Genomic DNA, 19,634 nt, shown 5'->3' on the forward strand with positions numbered 1-19,634 from the left:
TTCCCGGTTGCCGAAATGGCTACCCCCAGAGCATTAGCTCTTCTTTCTGCGGCTACTCAAAACGGCCATCGTTCCGGTGCCTGCGGCAGCCACGACCCCTAAGCCAACTAACAGCACCACGGGAAAGCCGCGAGATGGCTGAGCCTCGACATCGGCCTGCTGGACAAATTCATTGGACGCAACGGTTTCGCTAGACTCCACCAGATTGCCGTCGGCATCGTGGCTGTGGGGAATGCCCTCGGCATCGGCCTGGGCATGGGCCTCATCAACGGCGGCTGGGATGGCCTCAGCGGTCTGGGTTTTGCGCGATTCGGCATAGAGGGTAAGGCTCCCCTGGGTTACCAGTTGTTCGCCCACTGACAGCCCATCGGTGACGGCGATCAGATCGCCCTGGGTGCTGCCGATGGTCACATCCACCGGCTCATAGAAGTTTTCGTACTGCACAAACACCAACTGTCGCCCGTTGTCATCCACCAGGGCCGTTACCGGAATTAGCACTGCCCCGCTGCCATCGGCGGCAGCCTCGATGGGGTTGACTTCGATGCCCAGCAGGGAGTCGGTCTCGGCCTTGACCTCAACTCGGTTGACGCCGCCTTCAGCCTGAAATTCATCGCCGTGACCCACGTGGGCTAGGGCGGCAGGAGCACTTAGGGAGAGGCTGAGGGTCAGCAGAACAGAACTGAGCAATGGAGTCGGTTTCATCATGTTTCCTCACGACAACTGAGATGGGGGCGGTCAAAATCCTCCATAGGTTGCCACAGGGGGGGTGAAATCGAGATGAAACCGCCGTCAGTTCTGTAGGATCAACCTCGTGGTCGATGGGGCTAGCGCCATGCGCGTGCTGCTGGTGGAAGATGAAGAGGACTTGGGACTGGCCATCAAGCAGGTTTTGATGGGCGAAAAGTACGTGGTGGATTGGGTCAACGACGGTGCCCAAGCCTGGTATTGCTTGGAAAATCAGTGGGCCGACTACACCGTGGCCATTGTGGACTGGCTGCTGCCGGAGCTATCGGGACTGGAACTGTGTCAACGGCTGCGGGCACAGCAGAATCCCCTACCCGTGCTGATGTTGACGGCCCTGGGGCAGCCAGAAAACCGGGTGGCGGGGTTGGATGCCGGGGCGGATGACTATCTGGTGAAACCCTTTGTGATGGCGGAACTGCTGGCCCGGCTGCGGGCGCTCCAGCGGCGATCGCCCCAGCTGCAACCCCAAACCCTGACGGTGGGTCGCTTTGCCCTCGACGATGCTAATTCGGCTCTCCAAGTGGCGCAGGACGATCAACCCAGCCAACAGATTCCCCTGACGCTGAAGGAGTTTCAGGTATTGGCCTACCTGATGCAGAACTGCGATCGCATTATCCCCGGCAGCAAACTTCGCGCTCAACTGTGGGATCTAGACGACGAGCCCGTGAGCAATGTGGTCGCGGCTCAGATTCGCCTGCTGCGGCGCAAACTGGCTAGCCACAGCTGCGACTGCCCCATCGAAACCATCCCTGGTCAGGGCTACCGCTTTAACTCCTCTTCCTAAGGCCCATGGACAGCCAGTCGCTCTTTCGTCGCAGTCGTACTCGCCTTGCCCTCTGGTACACCGGGGTGATGGCCGTGATTTTGGGTCTCTCGGGCTTTGGCCTCTATCGTGCTCTGGTGCTGGCCAACTGGGTCGCCCTAGAGCGCGAAGTGGAATCGATTGCGGGTACCCTCCACGACAGCATCGAACCGCTGCTGCTGCCCGCCGAGAGCCCCACGGATCTGTTGCAGCAGATTTTCCCTGACCTGTGCATGGCCGGAGAGGTTTGCGATCCACCGACCACCCTGATTCAGCGGCACACCCTTGGCATTAGCGATCGCCGCAGCTACTACATTCGCCTGTTCGACCACCACGGCACCCTACTCGCCTACTCGCCCAACCAGCCCCTGCCCCTGTCCCAAACTCTCAACCCCTCTCCCTGGCAAACCCTCCAGGCCGACAACGGCCCCCGCTATCGCCAGTTCACCACCATTCTGCATGCCGCCCACACCCATCCAGACTCGGGCGAAAGCCACAGCCATGGCTCCTGGGGCTATCTGCAAATTGGCCGCACCCTGGCCCCCTTTGATGCCGAAGTGCAGCGGCTTCAGTGGGTTCTAGCCGTGGGGCTGCCTCTTGCCCTGGTGCTGGTGGCGCTCTCTGGCTGGGGGCTGGCGGGGTTGGCCCTGCGGCCCCTCTACCAGGCCTACCAGCGACAACAACGATTCACCGCCGATGCCGCCCACGAGTTGCGATCGCCCCTGGCCAGTCTACTAGCCACGGTAGAAGCTACCTTGCGATTGCCTACCTCCCAGTCGCAGGATGTGCCCTCTATGCTTCAGACGGTTGAGCGCCAGGGACGCCGCCTCAGCCGATTGATCGCCGACTTGCTGTTGCTAACCAGTCTGGAGCAAGACATCTCCCCCCCATCGTTTAAGCCCTGCTGTCTAAATGATTTGGTTACTGACTTAACTGAAGAACTCTCCGAACTGGCCACCGCCTCGGATATTCATCTAGCCCATCACCTGCCCGATAGTGAAATATGGGTTTTGGGTCACGAGTCTCAACTCTATCGGCTCGTCTCTAATTTGATGGCCAACGCCATTCAGTACACGCCCCCAGGGGGATCGGTGCTGGTGAGTTTGGAGGCTCACGACCACAGGGCTGTCATTGCCGTCAAAGATACGGGCATCGGCATTCCACCAGCTGAACAAAGCCGCATTTTTGAACGCTTTTACCGGGTGGATAGCGATCGCTCTCGCAAAACTGGTGGCACCGGGTTGGGGTTGGCAATTGCGCAGGCAATTGTGCAACGGCACCAGGGGCAACTTTCCGTCGACAGTGAGATCGGGCAAGGTAGCCTATTCACCGTTTCACTTCCCTGTACACCCGCTTGAAGTCAGTGCAGCCCCCTTTTTGGGTAGTCGATCAGGCTAGTTGCCCGCGCCGCAACCATGCCGCGGCCGCATCTCCTGCCCAAACCCTCTCTACACAAGGCATCTAAGTTAATCGAGAGGTTTGGATGCGACTTTTAGATAGAACGGCGAAACTAGGCTTTGAGACAACTGGCACAAGCCATTACAGGCCAAATTCAATTAATTTTTCAGCGTTACTGGCACAGAGTATATTTGCTTATGGCTTATGAAGTGGGGTACCGAAGCGCACTGGTCTTCCCACCTAGCTGGTCCTCTGCTTGAAAATGCTCGGCAGAGTTCTGCCAGAAAGTAGGTATATCTCGGCAGGATCCTGCCGGAGCAAGGCCATTCTCGGCAGAGTTCTGCCGAAGAGATCGCTGAAAGCCTTATACATCAATACATTTGAAGCGCTACAAACAGTATTCAAACAAGATCTTTAAAGCAACAAACAGCTGTGTTTTTTTTAAAGGAAAATTTGGACATTTCCCTATCAGCTTGGGATTGCCATCTCCGCTCATCTGCAAATATGCATCATCTTCAGGTCGGCAAGAGCAGCCACACTTAAGCTGCGGAGTTAAGGGTATGCGCCATAGATCTACTAAATTCTTTTTTCGTGCGTGTCGTCCAAAATTTGTGTTTTAAACTTCAACTTTTCTTTCGAATATATTATCCAAAATTGCGTTTTTGCATCTGAAAATTTTCGTGCGTGTTGTCCAAGATTTGTGTTTCAAAACTTGATTTTTTTCGTGCGTGTTGTCCAAGATTTGTGAAAAGACGGATCATAAAGATTTGTTAAGTTAAAAAAATGCGCTTTTCTTCTACTACAATCAAAGTGCCGAGGACAAAATCACGCCTTTTACTTCGCCCTAGACATCTGCTCAGGGACAATCAAAAGCAACCAGCCGTTCATGGCTACTAAACCAGGATGTGTCTCAAGCCCAAAATAATGAAGTGACAATTGACAGCTACTCCAAACCACTTCATCACTATGTTCGCTACGGCTGGAATAGCCGTTAGGAACGAGCAGGTAGCGGTGCAGTGGGGAAAGTGGCTCTCGACCTAGTTATGAATAGGAGAGAAACATAAAGATGAATCGCCCAAGAAACAACAAACCCTAAAACCCCTTCACAGCAAGGCTTTCAGGAGCAATAGCCTATGAGTAAACTAAGCTCATTTTGCCCGACGTATAAAATCCTGCCCTCTTATAAGACGTCTTACAGCTATATGACGCTCTTATAAGACGCCTGTATTGAATACTGTCACATAAAATCCCTTTTGCTAATCAAGCTCAAGGTTGAGCTGTTGTGCTGCAATGGCTTCTAGTTTGTCATGCCCTGACTTTTTGTATCCTTCTTGAAGTTCTTCCTTGCCTATCGCATTCTCCTCAAATTCGTCGCCAAAAAATGCTTCTCCAACCTCTCCTTCAACGGGTGGTAACCCAACCCTGGCGCGGATTTCATTACGTGTGCTGAGGCCGCCCTGGAATATCTGGACAGCGGTATTAGCTTCCTCTTGCTCACCCCTGGGTTCGGTGTCGCTGATCTTACAAATAAAGCCGGGTTCGTAGTAGTCAACGACCTCGGTTGACCAGTGTTCTTCCAGTGTTAAAGAGTAGGGAAGGATGGCGTCTTGAAAAGAGGCATCCGCCGCAACTCCAGCGGTCGCCCTATTATCTGGTTCCGCAACATTCTTTTAACCCAAGTTGTGCGAAACCTGCACCTAGGGGATTCGCACAACTTAGTTTAAGATTGGATTCAGAGAAAGAGGTTAAACCAATACCTCATTAATTAAATTAACTAATGGAATAGTATGAACGAAAGATTCTCGATTGAAAGACTTGAAGATGTTTCTCACGGTGAGGATTCAGCGGGTTACCTTCGGCTGTCAAAAATGGAGCAAGCTGTCAATACAAACGCTTTGAAGAATCAAAAACAAAGAGTTAAAGAGGCAGGCGTTTCTGTCATTATTACTGATATTCAAAGCGGGAGAAGAGACGATCGGCCTGGCTTAACCGAGCTCATCAGTATGGTGAAGCAGGGACAAATCAAAAGAGTTACAGTTACTCGGCTTGATAGACTAGGCCGAACTGTGCCCATTATTCGTGACAATATTGCCATTCTTCAGGAATATAAGGTCGACCTTAAGGTCATAGACCAAAACATTGAGCTGAATACCCCTGAAGGCATGTTCATGGTCAACCTTTTGGCTAGCCTAGCCGAAATGGAAATTGACCAAGTATCCAGTCGAATTAGTGCAGTGAAAGCATATCGGCGCAACAAAAAGATTGCCTGTGATGTTGCTCCGTTTGCTTATACTACTCGGGAAGGAAAATATCAAATCAATAGGTCTCCGTATCTCTGCTTATTAAATCAACGACCTGATAACTTTGAGGATTTAGGCCAGCAAAACACCGTTGAAGATTTGCTAGGGATGACAGTTGAAGATATTGCACTAGACTGTATCGAAATCTTCAAGCAGGAAAAAGGGCTAACTCCGACAGTAAGAGCAATTGCTGAAAAGTACGGATTGGGTTACACCGTTGCTAAGCTTTACAGCAATAATTCTGTTTTGTACTGGAGCGGATCTGGCCTTAAAAAATGGCTATTAAATCCAGTGTTGAGAGGAAATACCGTTTACAACAAACGAAAGCAATTGGCTAACGGCAAACGTGAGACTCTACCGTCTGAAGATTGGCAGGTAATTCCAAATACGCATCCTGACCAACGACTGCTCTCAGATTCTGAGTTTCATGAAATTAAAGAAATCCTAGATTTTAACGCTGTTCGCGGCGGGTATCGCCTATATAATCGTAATCCTTTTGAGCATGACGCCTACAGTGATTACGCTTATCAACGGCGTTTAGTCTTCTGTGATGATTGCGGAACAATGTGCCGAGCGACTTCTCGACACAGCAAAGACGGAAATACGATCTATCACTACTACTACTGTCAAAATCGTCACCGTGGATGCAATAACAAGAAAGGAACTCGCAGAGACTTAATAGAACGTCGTTTGATAGATGATTTATTGAAACAGTCTCAGACTCTTAACAAACCAGATTTGAACGGAAGGCAGAGTGACGATACGCCAACGGCTGTACCTTATAATGCCAAGTTGGATAGGCTTGAGGAAAAACTAGCTAAACTGGATTCTTTTGATGGTTTTGATACTTATATTGAGGCATCCAAGGAAGAGACACGGAAGCAGATTGAGCAGGAGAAGCAGCCTTTATCTAAAGAAAACTTACCAAATAAAACCGCTGAAGAAATTATCCTTGCTGGAAATAATCTGTTACTCTGGCATACGTTTTCGCACGACGAAAAGGTTGAAATCTATCCACGGTTGATTGATCGGATACTGGTTTCTAACGGAAAGGTCAATTCGGTTAAGTTCAAAAAATCTGACAGTTCGATTTAATTCATTGAGACTAATAAATTCCGGAAAGAGCATCTATCATGACTTTACAGGACGTATTTCAGATCAGTCAATTGCGTTACGAGGTAGCGACTGCGCGAGCAATAAAGCATTGGCAACCTGGGCATAAAGAATACGGCTACAGTTGTCCATTCTGTGGTGCTAAAAACTATAAAAAGCATTCAGTGGAAAACGGCCTTCAGCGCTATCGCTGTGAGGAGTGCCAGCGTCGCTTTAACCAGAGGCCAAAGTTTAAATGCGACTGCGAGGTTCCAGGGAAGCTGTCCAAGTGCCACGACTGCCCAGCGATGGAGGCGTTTCTTAAGGTCCTCAAAACCCACACCGAGGAATTACGTCCGCTAGGGCGATCGGAGCTGGAGCAACTGCGAGCTGAGCAGGAAGCTTAGCTATGCGATCTATCGAGCCGTCATTGATACGATTCTGGATCCAGTATTTTGACGGCTCCTTATTCTCAACAAGCGACCTCTATTCTCAACAAGCCCTGCTGTTTTGGTCGCTTTGCGTTCTCGAATAGCTGAAACCCTTGCTATTCCGATAAACTGAACTTGCTGAAATTAAAAAAAGAGCAAGTCAAGATTTGCAAGGCTAGTTTGGATCCAATTCTGAGGTAAACCGGTGCCGAAGCAAAATCGCCACGACCAGGCGGAGATTTGGTCGGCGGATCAGTTCGAGCAGGTGATGGGGGAGTTGAATCCAAAAATGCGATCGCTGTTCTCCATCTGCTACTACACCGGCTGCCGGGTCAGTGAGGCGCGACAGCTGCGGGCGGAGGATGTGGTGGGGGAGACGCTGGTGCTGCGCAAGGCGACGACGAAAACGAAGCGGACGCGGGCGGTGCCGATTCACCCGAAGCTCAAAGCTATTTTGGGGGAGTCGGGTTTACCGGATCGGGGGTATCTGTTTCCGGGACGGAGTGGAGAACAGCCTATTACTCGGCAGGCTTGTGATTTGGCGTTGCGGAAGGCATGCGACCGCCTGGGTCTACGCGGCTACAGCACCCACAGTAACCGGCGCACCTGGGCGACCCGGTTGGATAAGGCGGGGGTGCGGTTGAAGGCGATTCAAGACCTGGGCGGGTGGTCGTCGATGGCGGCACTCCAGCGATACCTCGATGTGTCGGAGGAGGAAAAGGTGGAGGCGATCGCAACCCTATGACCACCCAAGTAGCTCCCTTATTCCCTCTGTTTGTGAGGACTCTGCAAAGGGTTTGGCAATAGCGGAATCCCGCTGATCTTCAAGGGCAGTCTAGTGGCAGGGAAGCTATCCCACCTAGACAACACTCTTTTGTCACCTGCGCTTGGGGAGATAACTCAATGAACCTTTGGGACCACGCTAAACAGCTTGCAGACGCGGCAGCAGAGACAAATCAGCAGATCGGCAGCCAAATTGATAAAGCCGTTGCTGCAACCAAGCAGGCCACTGAAGAGCTAGTGACTACCAGTGCACAGGCCTTACAGCAGGCCCAGCAGGTTGCCCAAAAAACGGTTGAGCAAGGGGCAGAGGGGATAGACAGTGCGCTTGGATACGTCAAGACGGTTGGCGAAGGCGCTCAGCAAACCGCTCAAACGCTGACCGTGCCCAGCCTGGCCACGGTTCATGAGTTACAGAAGACGGGGCAGCAGCAGTCTCAGCAAAGCCTGGAGGCGATGGGTAAGGCGCTAGAAGAGTGGCAGGGGACGATCGCAGCCCTTGGCACCTCTGGCATGGTGACGGCCAATGCGCTTAAAGACCTGCCCCGCACGGCTCAGGAGCTGGCCCAGGAAATGCCTGCCCTGGCGCGGCGATTGCAACGGGCGGGCACCCGGTTGGGCGATGCGCCGCGATCGGAGGCTGACATGATGGGGCTATTCGACAAAATTCCGGGTACGTCTAAACTCGGGGCCAGCGAGCGCGATATTCGGGTCTTTTTGTCAGATAAGCATGGCAGCCACATTCACGCTCACTCTAAGGGGGGCAGCAATGGAGCTGAGAATATTGTGTGGGAGCTGGGCGCAGACAATATTCGACGCGGCGCGGCCACGATGACGGGGGGCGAGCAGACCTACATTCGCTTCTACAATGCAGTGGATTCGGTGCTGAAGAACTCGACGACAATCGCGCGGTTGGGTCTAACGGCTACGGGCACGGCGGTGCTGACTCAGGCGCTGGTGACGGCGCTGGCCTATACTCTCGACCTCTACCGGGGCGACATTACGGCGGATGAGTTTCGCGACAAAATTGTGGCGGCGGCGGTTAGTGCTGGCATTGCTACGCCGATCTTTTTTCTGATTTTGGTGGGGGTGATGGCGCTATTCCCAGAGGTGGTGGTGGTTTTGTCGGCTCCTGCGGTGATTGTGGGCTTCAATGCGTTATTTGGGGTGGGCATTGCGCTGCCGATTGTGCAGTCGATGGTTCGCCATGTGGAGGCGGGGGGCTGTGGGGATGAGGCCCAGGCTCAGTATGCGGAGGCGATCGCCCAGGGGAATGCGCTGCTAGCCACCTCGTCACAGGAGGTGCAGCGGTGGTGGAACCAGTTGTTTACCGCCGCCCCTGAGTTGAATGCATCTGATATGAAGTCCGTTTAATTAACCAACAGAAAACGGCTTACCTGTCATTCCCGCAGAGGCGGGAATCCATTTTGGAGTAACTCATCAACCATGGATTCCCACTTCCGTGGAAATGACAGATTAGGAGCATTTAAGCGGACTTGATATGAGGCTGTGTAGCTCGTGTAGGTGGGTCGGTATAAACAGCGGCGAGGTTTCGCCGTAGTGCCACTTTTTGGATTCAAGGCACCTACGTCGACAGGCCAAATTGCTGCAACAACAGGTCGTGGTTCAGGGTTACGGTTGAGGAGTTGTGATGGTCAAGGGCCTGCACTAAATGGCCGTTGCAAGTCAGCAAAGCATAGCCATCGATATTGATAATTCTTTGGAGAGATGGCATGAGCTGCTGAAGCTGAGCAGGCGATTGGTTTAGCCTACGGGCTAATGATGCTAGGGGAATGGTGTGCCTCTGACGATCAAAGCTGGCTAGAAAATGAGTCAACACCACTTCATCGGGGGCAAGACGTCCTGCCAGCTGTTTTTGGGCTTGGTAACTGGACGATTCTAGAAAACTGATGACCCAGATAGGCAACTCTAGATCAGCTTTGGTAGGAGCTACTTGCTCAGGCTCAATCAGGCTAAACAATGGCCCCAGATAGGCTTGATCACTCTCTATGGGTGCGCTAGGCATAGCAGCCGGTGCTTCTAAGACTGGTAGCTCTGGTGCGTAGGGGTGCCACCATAGCGGTGTATCCAAGGGCGCTTCAACCCAGCCTTTGGGGCCGGGGGCTGAGGAGGGACTAAGCACCGCAACGGGCACCACCATTTCTTGAGGGTTGATGCCCCCGTGGTAACCCGTTTTTTTGGGCTTGTAGCGTAGTTTTTCAGACCATGGAGCAATGAGCTGATGAGACTCTGGAATCACCACCCGTTGGCCCTGAATTTTTAGTTCTTGGTCAGTGAGTGCGCTATTGGCGTTACGCCAGCGCTCGCCTTCACTGGCGGCGGTGTAGGTCATACCAGAGTCAAGCACGTGGCCATGATCGCTGAGGAGAATCACCCAGCGACCGGCCATTTTGGCTTCGTGGAGCAGCCCAGGCAGTACTTTAATCTCTTGGGGAGTCCAGCGCACATCAATTTGCTCCCCTTTAGCAAGGTAGTCATCTACCGCATTGATCACGACGCCAATCACGCGGTTTTGCAGGTTGTTAATGGCCTCTCGAATGGAGGCTGTGAGCCCAGCATCATCGCCATCTTGCAAGGCCCCTTTGTGGAACAACAGGGGTGGATGTCTGGTACGACAGGCCTTGAGCAAGGCGCTGTGGGCCGTAAATTGCCTTTTCTCTAGGGCTTGGTCGCCGGTGGTGAGGTGGCCACAGAGTAAGCTAGTGCGTGAGGTTTCGGTAAGGGAAGGAATAGTCGCTAGCCCGGCCATAATGGCAGCGGTCTGCCCAGGGGGAGTGATGGCGACCCAGTCGGCGGCCTGGAGGCTAGCCATGAGTTCTCGCCCAACGGCAATACTCATACCGTCCAGCACGATCGCCAGTACAGGCCCCTGGCTGGCGAGGGGAGCAACGACGGTATCTAAGATGGTTTCAATGGGGAGAAACCCATTGTGCCCTGAACCCAGCTCGACCCAGTTTTGCAGTAGCTTGGCGAAATGATGACTTTGGGTCTCTCGGGCGGTGGTAACCCGGCCAAACAGCTTTTGATAGGCCGCTGATAGCTCGCCAATGGGGTCACCCGATCGCAGCGATAGTCTGGCCCAGTCGAGAAACCCGCCTTCCAGCAGATGGTGCTGAACCGCCTGCTCTAAATCTTGGGGTAAAGGCGCTGGGGTAGTGGTTTCTTGTACTAGCCAGCGAGCTAGCCGCATCGCCATAGCGGCCTTTTCCAGCCGCCGTTGGTGCTGAGCTTGCCCTGCTTGCCGGTGGGTTTGAATCGACTTATAGGCGGTGGTTAAGGTCTCTATAGTGCTGGCAGTGGGGGAGGCAAGAAGCTGGATCAGACCTTGCCCAAACTGGGCTAGTCGTTGGGCAAAACCCATTTCTGAAGTCGTGCTTAGGTGAGCCAAGGGCTCTGCCCCGAATTCTGTCAAAATCTCGTCTGCCCGCTGCACCAGGTGAACTTGTTGCGCAGCGGGGATGACGGCTGATCGCACCAGCTGCACGGCGGCTTGACTCCACTGCTCTAGGTTGGCCGGTGGGGGAGAAGTGCCCTTGAGGAAACGTTCTTCTAGTTTGCCTTTGGCCTTATCGAGCTGATGACCTAGGGCAGGGTTGAAAATGACCTCAGCGGCCAGACCCACGGGCACGGTATCGGCGCGATCGCAGGCTTCTACACAGGTCAGCAGAGTCTTGGCTGTTGCACCAGCCACCTCACCCAGCCAATCGACAGCAGCGACCCTAAACTCGGGGCTAGCGCTCTGGTATTGGGCTACATTATCGGGGTTTGTAGACCATTCCAGTAGGGCCAGCAAGTCAGGCCGGGGAGTCGCCAGGCCAATGCCTTGGCGCAGTAAGATAGGCCATACCGTTTCGGCGTCTAAAAACCCACCGTTGACGATGGGGTAGTCTCCGGCAGGCATCCATTCCAAGAGCGTGTCGGCCATCCAGCGGTGCTGGAGCAACCGTGGATCAACGGTGGTGGCCCCAAACAGAGACTTGGCAATCTGCCAGCTATTAATGGGAAAAAGCGTAGATTTAGCCAATCGAAGCAGGATGTCTTGATCGAGGCTTTGCTCGTCCAGGCTGGTGATTAGGACTTTGACCGCCGTCTCCTCGACAGGGTCACGCAGAGCCAGGCGAAAAGCCAGGGGAGAGTCACACTGGTAAATCAGATATCGATGGCCGTTGTCTTCTTGCTGGTGTGCCCCTGTCCATCGCCCCAAAGCATGAATGCCAATGGCGGCATAGGAGGATGAAGCTTTTTGCTGAATCGCCGCCACCTGGGCTTTGATTTGGCTGAATGTGGGGACAGGGGTAGTCACTAATCGGCTTTGCCTTCTTCGATAATCCAGCTCAGGCTCAGGCTCAGGGTTTGCCCTGCACTGAGTGCTTTGCTCAACTCTACGATACGGTCTTGAGCCGATTTAACGTCCAGGTTGGCCGCTGAACCTTGATCGATCACCTGCTTACCTTTGTGGCGATTAAGCTCTGGAGGATCAGCAAAGGGATCTGAAGGCAACGGCGACGGTATTTCAGGCGGCCTGGGCGGTGGTGCTACGGGCCGAGACAGGAGCTGCACCGCTGCCGCTTGAGCTTGCTTCAAAGCACTGCCTAGGGCAAGCACATGTTCATCGCGGGTAAGGGCTTGCCTGACCTCGGCCAAGATAGCTTGGGCAGGGCTATGGCGGTCATCGGTGAGGGCCTGAATGGCCATATAAATATCCCAGCTAGCTTGATCTAGGATGCTGACCAAACTGTTGGCTTTGCTCAAACATTCGCCCATGGCTGTCGCGGTAGTGGCAATCTCGGCCTGGGCCAGGGTAGCAATGATCTCGTCGGTGGGCTTGGCGTGGAGACGTTCTACTAGGGCCGCTGTGGCTTTGGCGGTGGTGAGGCGATCGCCCTCGGCAGGCAGCTCAAACTGGCTCAATGCCGCTTGCAGCTTGGTGGCATAGTCTCGACAACTCTCTACCGTTTTGTCGGTTTCAGCCTTCACCTTACTCACCAGTTCATCCACGGTGCTGGCTTTGCAGAGGGGAGAAATAGAGAGGTGAAAGATATCCCTGGCCAGGTCAACGGCTGTTTTCCACTGGGTCGCATCAGGGAGCTTTTGTTCGCGCAGTTCGCAGTCGTCTGGCAGCGCTTTGAGGCTGGGGTCAATGGCAACATGGTGGCGGTAGAATGATCGCCCCGTCTGCTGGGCATAGACCAAAATCACCAGGTTCTGCACCTCGGTTGGTAGCCCCATGGGCTTGGGTTCGTTGATCCAACGCCGCAGTTGCCCCACCTGAATGGCCCCGCCCGCTTCTGCACTCTTGCGCAGAAAATGGTTTTTCCAATGTTGGCCCAAGACAAAATGGGTGGCGTCTGCCCCCATTTCCCCCAGCAGGAGGGGGTTGGCAATTTGCCGCACCAGACCGCGTAGCGCCCGGTCTACTTCGGCTCGGCCCTGGGGGTCTTGGGCGGCCTGGCTAGCCACAGACAAGACCTTTTCTAAGTTGCCGAGGCGGTTAACGTCGGCCTCAAAGGCAGGCGCAGCCGGAAATTCGTACCCTAGGGCTTGGTCTAGCAGGGCAGTTAGGGCCGTCCCTAGGTTGGCGGCGGTGGGGGGCCTGAGCTCAAAGCCAGGTTTGAGCGAAACAAACTGCTGGCTAGCCTCTAGGCTGTGGGTTTGGTCGATGGTGTTGGGGAAGCTGTTGCTGATGCCATAGACCGCGTATAAGTGATTTTGGAACTGCTGCCGCAGGATGCTGCGCTGGTTTTCGAGCAGGGTTTTGGCGGTTTGGCGGTCTTGGGGAGAGAGCTGAGCAGTGTAATCGGCAATGCGATCGCCCGTCAAAATGTGCTCTAGAATCACCAGTTTACCCAGGTCATTTTTGACATCAGCGCTAAAGAATTGCGGAATCCAGCACAGGGTTTGGGTGCCTTCGGGGTAGGCGCTGAGATAGTTCTGGATGCAGGCCCAATCACTGCTGGGGCCGTGGTTGCCCTCATCAAAGGGGAAGTCAATAATCAGCTTCCAGCGGTCTTCTAGCAGATTGGGTAGATAGGCCTCTGACTCACGGATATTCATGAACAGCACCACGCAGGAGCGTTTGGTGTTTTTCCAAACAAAGTCGTAGGTGCATTCGGTTTCATCGCCGCTGATGCCGATCTGGGCAAACACCATCGATCGCACTAGACGAATGCGGTTGCCGCGATTGTCGATGCCCTCGGCCTGGCGCAAAATGCTGTCGGTATCGACCCCAGTAAGCTGCACCGTGATCGTGGGGTTGGTGCTGTTTTCCTCGCCCACCCGAATTTCGCCTACGCTACCAGCCCAGGCGCGGCAGCGGCGCAGCACTTCACCCGCTTCACGACCAGGGATGGGCGTGCGAATGGTGCCATGGTTGAGGGCTGCTAACCGCTCGGCGTTGAGCCCCCGGAGCGACTCGACCTCGGGCACTAGGGCCGACAGCAGAAGGGTTTTGACCAGGCGGTCGTCGTTGCGAAAACCGACTCGTTTGGGGTCATTGAGGGGCATCTGGGCTAGGTCGTCTCGGTTGCCGTACTCTCTTTCCAGCAGGGGCAGCAGCTTGAGGTGGTAGAGGCGTTTGGCGTTGTCGAAGTGGAGGGCCATGTCGGGGCTAAAGGCTTCGTCGCCGTGGGCCACCTCGTCGAATAGGTCGCCGACGGGGATAATATCGCCCAGGGACAGGGTCTCGCGATGGGTGACCAGCAACTGCATCATCAGCTTGAGTGCGGTGCGCTCGCGCTGAAGCACGCTGGAGACAGCAATTAGGGTTTGCACCAGGGCCGGGCTAAAGGGGTAGACCTGGCGAAACATCTCGCGATCGCCCTCGCGGGTGAGCAGCACGTTCATCACGGCTTCGCGCACCTGGGTGGCCTGCTCAAAGGAAGCGTCAAGCTGCTCGCGGGCAGCGGGAGTTTTGCACTTGAGCACTCGCTTTTCGGCGATCGCAGGCAGGTTGCGGTCTTCTAGGGTAATGCGGTGAAAGCGGCCTTCCCAGTGGCGCAGGGCGTCGCTAAAGTTGAGCCGTTCGGCACCGGGAATGCCGTCGCCAATCAGCTCACTGAGGTCGCGCTGGCGGGCGACAAAGCTAATGATGGGGATGGGGCGGTCGGCCATCTGGGCTTCGACCAGTTTGGCTAGCTTTTGCCCCTCGCGGTGGATGAAGTTGATGTCGGTAGCACGGCTGGCCAACCACAGGATCAGCTCGTCTAAGAACAAAATCAGCGCATCGTAGCCCAGGTTATGGGCGTGGCGACTGATGATAGACAGTCCCTGATCGAGAGAGACAAAGTTCTCTTGCTCTCCAACCGCAACATTTTGATAGGTTGAAAAAAAGCTGCCAACTAGAGACCCGACTAATCGTTGTCGCTCTTGCAGTTTTATCTTTTCATCAAGGGTAATCCTGGATCGCTCCCCCTCATCCGTAGGCATTGGTGGAGTTGCAATTGCTGCTTGGAAGCGCTGAGCATCCCAACTCCCTTCCAATTTACCCCAGCCAGTACCACCATCAGGATCGGCCTGACTCAAGGCTTGAAAAAACGCATCATCGCCCATGCTAGCGCGCAGCTTTTGGGCATCCTCAAACAAACCTTCGGCCTGATACACCCCAGGAATCGGCGCGTCGGGGTGGGTGCGCCGCACGTAGTCTACATAGCCCCCCAAGATGCCTGACTCCATGCTGGTGGCCCCAATCATGTGGTAGGGCACCAGCAGAAATTTTTTACCGGCGATCCATTCGTTGTGTTTGGCGATCGCGGGGGCCAGCTCTTTGATGCCTCTAGCCTCTGGAATACCTTGGAGAATGAGGTTGAGCACCGCCATAAAGTGGCTTTTGCCGCTGCCAAAGCTGCCGTGCAGGTAGCTGGCTTTGCTGCTGTTGCTTTGCAGGGCACTGCGGATAAAGCTGAGGGCGTTGTCGAAGCAGTCTTTCAGCTCGGGGGTGACCACGTACTGAGCCAGGGTTTGCTCAACCTGGTTGACCCCTTCGGTGAGGCGCAGGACAAAGTCACCCGTTTGAATGCGATCGGGGATGTCGATCAGGTCTTTGATCAAGGTCATAGGGGTGTCTCGCCGGGCTCTAGAACAGCTTCCCCCTTAAATATGCCTCTCTCTAGAGAAAACGTAACCTTTTGAGGCTTTAGGGTGCTGGGCTTGAGCATGAACAGACATACAGCATAGCTAGCCAATGTAAAAGGGTCACAGGGGATTACGGTAAAGGTTGATTGAAGTTGCAGAATAGCCAAAATACAGCAGCAAAGATTTGACAATCCCTGTGCGCACCAGCATTGAGCAAATGGCTGAGGCTGGTATGGATTTTAGGTCTTTTGCTATGGCTGGGCTTGAGTAGAGTCAGATACATTACCTTGTGCAAGCTCTGAAGAGTTGTTTAAAGCTGCCTCACATAGAGAATTTGAACCCTCAAAATTGAGGTGAGCATTTCTACCACACTTAAGTCACTGAAATAATCTAAAAACGTTAGAAAGAGACTTTAAAGTACCTGCAAAGTGCTTAAATCTAGATATTTTATGATTTTTCACCTGCTCTCTTTTGATGCCTAATTCTATTTCCTTCTTACTCTTATTAAATAAATCCGAATGAGCTAGATGCTTGGGAAGAACTAGGCAGACGCCGCCTTCTCGGGCAACTACGCAGACTTCATCTCCAGGAAATATTGGCCCAATTTTACCATAACTTACAAGTGGGAAGACTCTTGCTTTCCATAGCACACCCTTATATTTAATTTTGCCAACTGAACTTTCACCCAAGGGATCAATAACGGTAACTTTGAATTCTTTATCACGGTTAATATTCTCACCAAATTGAATTTCGGGAGTAATGCCGATTTTTTCGTATAAACTTATTTTATTATCAATGCTCGACTGAGAAATTGGTCTTTCCACCATCCCTCTAACTGGGGAAATGTCCTTATGATTTTGAAATATTACAGGCAACCAATCAGCACAGGGAAGACTGTGCTTAATTTTGTCTCTGGCATACCTTTCCGCAAGGTATAGAGGAGAATCGCTGTTAAGGTTCTGAATACCTTCAACATAAGCTGACAGAAAATCATGCGCCACCTTGTCTGGGACGAGCTCACGCATAACAATAGCTTGAGGAATTTGCAAGTCTTGGACACTTTTTGCAATCCCTATACCATCGCAGGAGTTAAAGATAGCTAGTTTAAGGCCTTTTGATATTGCCTCACTAAAACTAGATGCCAATCCAGATAAATAAACAGACTCACCATTTCTTAGATAGATGACTCCCTCGCCATTGAGTGTCTCGCTGTGGCCTGAGAAAAATAGCATATCCCATGAACCATTTTTCAGCTCTTTTTTCAGTTCTTCTGAAGAAGGCTGTAACACCTGTAAAAATACACTAAATTTTTCGAAAAGTTGATTCTCTAAAATCTGCCTATCCCGATCTAAATCAAGACCTTCATTGTCACCCATAACAGCTAGTATTTTCAAACCCTCTAAATGACTAAACTGCCTTGAGGGAGTGCTTTTATAACTCTCACTGGCAAGACTAAAAGAAATCTCTGAGTTTGAATTTTTCGCCAAAAATTCCCAACAATTCCACGGTAATCTGCATATTGATGCGTCATCCGCGCGAATAATTATTTGCAGATTCTCATTAAATTTTAATTCTTGCTGAATTTTTTCTTTTATTCTGCAAAAACCTTGCGAGTTGAGCCATGCATTCATTTCGCTGCTTAATTTTGAAGCTAGATCTTCACATGTTTCATTCCAGGAGACTTTCTGACTGCTTATATTTACATATGGTTGAATATATTGATATGAGGGAACTTTCCCCACAGAGACCTTCTTTACTTTGAGTCTCTTTTTGAGGTCTAGATTACTGAAGGCTATTCTCCAGTCTTCAAGCATTTTGAGAAAGTGATTGGATAAGGCAGGTAGCCAGCCCTGAATTTCAACGGAGGGAGATTCTCCTTCGTTGCCAATTTCTGCAACTGCTAGGTATCTATTCTCAATCAACTGGTAGTTTAGTCTTAAAACAACTCGCTTGTTCATTTGAATACCTGCAATCACTGAAGTAATAAGCTAGAGCAAGAAGTTTTCCTGATGTACAAAGTTTTTGTAGCTAATCTGAATGCTAAAGGGCTCAGATTCTGCGCCTTCTATTTCCATAAAAATCGCAGAATCACGATTTGAAATCTCTTGTTCAACGCATTTGCCGTCAGCATCTAAAACCTCTAGCTTAAGGAAGTCTGGTAGGATATCACCGACATTTGTTGAGATGAGCTCTATCGTGACATTAAACTCTCTTAAGGGGTTGCTCACTGCGACTATTAAAGCAACTGAATCAAGCCCTTGTTGCTCTGATGAGCCTAAAGAAATTATTTTACCTCGGCGGACATTTCTAAACCTATAGGCAGGCTTGACACACGATTCAATATTGAGTTCCTCAACTGGGCACCAGCCATGCTCAAATCTATTACCCTGAAACCATTGTTTAAGGTTAACTGACGATAGATTGCTATTTGAGCCTACATAACTAGCTAGAAACCAGATGTTTGATAGGTCACCAATCAAGAGGACAGGTAAGGAGTTTGGAGCTCTATAATTCCGCAAAAAGGATAGGTCGGAGTTTTGACTTAAAGGTATCTCCGTTAAGTCAAAAGAGCGGAAGGCCTGAGGAGAGCTAGAGAGAATACATTGAGCTGATATTAAAAAGGCGCTGTAAATTTCTAGCGCCTCTTCATAGCTATTCCCACCATAGCGGTGAGCAAAGTCTCTCACCTGCTGAAGGCTGACCGGAGGGCAGATCCGCAAGGCATCCTCAATATTAGCTCTGACTCTGTTGGCAACATCTATGCCACTGTGGCTAGAGACTTCTCGCCAAATAGTGTCTAGCCCTCGGCTAGAGATATAAACCTCTAACCCACTAGTTCTTATGTTTTCCCAAAGCCTGTCCATAAGCTCTAAAGGCTGTCTAGTGCCAAAGCGAAACACGCTATTGAGAATATTTTGATAGTGAACCAGAGCTTTCATAGGTACTCCTGGCTTGGGTAAATGCTGATCTTATGTGACACCCTGAGCACGTTTGTGACGTTTGCGTAACTGGATGACCAGTTATCAGCAAGCGTTTTGCTAGTTGTTTAACCAGGAGAGAACTGCACTACGGCTTAGATACACCCCTTATACCAGCTTTATTTTTGGATGACCCTGTTGCCGGGGCAGGTATGGCATGCCATATCGACCGCTGGGCCTGTGCTTGGTGTCCGGCCTCAATTAGCTTCACGATGTCAGAAAATTTCCCTCCTTCTGTTGAGATTTGATCGATCGCCTCTGGGCTAAGGTCTTGAGACCCGTCGCTAGAGGATTGTCTTTGACGCTGGTGCCCCTCTTCTATCAGTCGCACCATTTCGCTGAAAGCCCCTTCGTCTTGGGTTTGGGGAATGTAGCTCAGCAAATCTTCTGGGGTGCATTCGAGGGCGGCACATAGGCGAATTAACCGATCAAGCCACTCTGTGCCGCTCCTGCCTTTTTCCCAGTTAGCGATGGTGGTTTCAGTGACTCCTACTATCTGAGCTAGCTCTAACTGAGTGAGTTTCTTGGCTTCTCGCAGACTCGCAATTTTCGGCCTGTACTCCCAATTCATTGAAAACCTCGCACACTTTGGATCCTGCAAGAGAATACTAACATCTCTTACCTAAAGGATCTTCCATAAATCATAAAGCCTAAATCAATAAGTGTAAAGAAATGAGCACAAGAAATTTACCCTAAAGAATTTTAGGGAAACTATGTTAGGGTTGTTTTGTGAGGGTATTAGCTGTCTACGTCTACTAAAGGAGACTTTGTATGGTGCTATCTGAGTATCGTCTTCGTCCTGAAGAGGGATTGGTCTGCCCCCGATGCGGCAAAAAGTCTATTGTTTTACATGGCGATAGTACTTATGTCTGTATTGACCATCAATGTGGTTTTCGCAATGATGTGTCAGAGGGCGGTGTTGGATCCGCCGGGGGCGTTTTTGCTGGTTTTCTTACGGTTGCAGCTCTGCTGGCCTTGCTGTAGAACTGCTCATTTAACCAAGCTAAGGGCTCAAGCC

At 51.8% G+C, this 19,634-nt stretch carries 12 protein-coding genes; 6 read left to right on the top strand and 6 right to left on the bottom strand.

Features of this window, described 5'->3' with window-relative positions; all coding sequences use genetic code 11:
- Window positions 1–33: 33 nt before the first annotated feature.
- A complete protein-coding gene (locus RRF56_RS02140) occupies window positions 34–705 on the bottom strand; it encodes a cobalt transporter (RefSeq protein WP_410510485.1) in 672 nt (223 codons plus the stop codon).
- Window positions 706–832: 127 nt separating this feature from the next.
- Between RRF56_RS02140 and rppA the strand changes: the two genes are divergently transcribed.
- From rppA to RRF56_RS02165, 5 genes are all read left to right on the top strand, one after another.
- Window positions 833–1,528: a two-component system response regulator RppA gene (gene rppA / locus RRF56_RS02145; RefSeq protein ID WP_317033773.1), complete on the top strand. Its 696-nt coding sequence runs from the start codon at window positions 833–835 to the stop codon at window positions 1,526–1,528.
- A gap of 5 nt (window positions 1,529–1,533) precedes the next feature.
- On the top strand, window positions 1,534–2,904 hold the full coding sequence (rppB, locus tag RRF56_RS02150; RefSeq protein WP_317033770.1) for a two-component system sensor histidine kinase RppB: 1,371 nt from the start codon (window positions 1,534–1,536) through the stop codon (window positions 2,902–2,904).
- A gap of 1,827 nt (window positions 2,905–4,731) precedes the next feature.
- A complete protein-coding gene (gene xisF / locus RRF56_RS02155; RefSeq protein ID WP_317033738.1) occupies window positions 4,732–6,339 on the top strand; it encodes a fdxN element excision recombinase XisF in 1,608 nt (535 codons plus the stop codon).
- Between the two features lie 633 nt (window positions 6,340–6,972).
- Window positions 6,973–7,512 carry a site-specific integrase gene (locus tag RRF56_RS02160; RefSeq protein WP_317033739.1) on the top strand — a complete coding sequence of 180 codons (540 nt, stop codon included), beginning with the start codon at window positions 6,973–6,975 and terminating at the stop codon, window positions 7,510–7,512.
- Between the two features lie 158 nt (window positions 7,513–7,670).
- Window positions 7,671–8,921, top strand: coding sequence for a hypothetical protein (locus RRF56_RS02165; RefSeq protein ID WP_317033740.1), 1,251 nt, complete (start codon window positions 7,671–7,673; stop codon window positions 8,919–8,921).
- A 211-nt stretch (window positions 8,922–9,132) separates the two neighbouring features.
- Here RRF56_RS02165 and pglZ read toward each other — a convergent pair whose 3' ends face one another.
- The 5 genes from pglZ to RRF56_RS02190 form a co-directional block, all read right to left on the bottom strand.
- Entirely contained in the window at window positions 9,133–11,871 is a 2,739-nt protein-coding gene (gene pglZ / locus RRF56_RS02170) for a BREX-2 system phosphatase PglZ (RefSeq protein ID WP_317033741.1), read from the bottom strand.
- Window positions 11,871–15,620, bottom strand: a complete 3,750-nt coding sequence (locus tag RRF56_RS02175; RefSeq protein ID WP_317033742.1) for a hypothetical protein — start codon at window positions 15,618–15,620, stop codon at window positions 11,871–11,873. The genes pglZ and RRF56_RS02175 overlap by 1 nt, the downstream gene beginning before the upstream one ends.
- Before the next feature lie 395 nt (window positions 15,621–16,015).
- Window positions 16,016–17,614 carry an NfeD family protein gene (locus tag RRF56_RS02180; protein ID WP_317033743.1) on the bottom strand — a complete coding sequence of 533 codons (1,599 nt, stop codon included), beginning with the start codon at window positions 17,612–17,614 and terminating at the stop codon, window positions 16,016–16,018.
- Between the two features lie 12 nt (window positions 17,615–17,626).
- A complete protein-coding gene (locus tag RRF56_RS02185) occupies window positions 17,627–18,577 on the bottom strand; it encodes a DUF1822 family protein (RefSeq protein ID WP_317033744.1) in 951 nt (316 codons plus the stop codon).
- Between the two features lie 127 nt (window positions 18,578–18,704).
- The gene (locus RRF56_RS02190; protein ID WP_317033745.1) at window positions 18,705–19,187 is read right to left on the bottom strand and encodes a helix-turn-helix transcriptional regulator; all 483 of its coding nucleotides are present in this window, start codon (window positions 19,185–19,187) and stop codon (window positions 18,705–18,707) included.
- A gap of 200 nt (window positions 19,188–19,387) precedes the next feature.
- On the opposite strand from RRF56_RS02190, the gene RRF56_RS02195 reads away from it, so the two are divergent.
- Window positions 19,388–19,600 carry a hypothetical protein gene (locus tag RRF56_RS02195; protein WP_317033746.1) on the top strand — a complete coding sequence of 71 codons (213 nt, stop codon included), beginning with the start codon at window positions 19,388–19,390 and terminating at the stop codon, window positions 19,598–19,600.
- Window positions 19,601–19,634 lie beyond the last annotated feature (34 nt).

The organism is Nodosilinea sp. E11, assembly GCF_032813545.1.
Taxonomy (GTDB): Bacteria; Cyanobacteriota; Cyanobacteriia; order Phormidesmidales; family Phormidesmidaceae; genus Nodosilinea.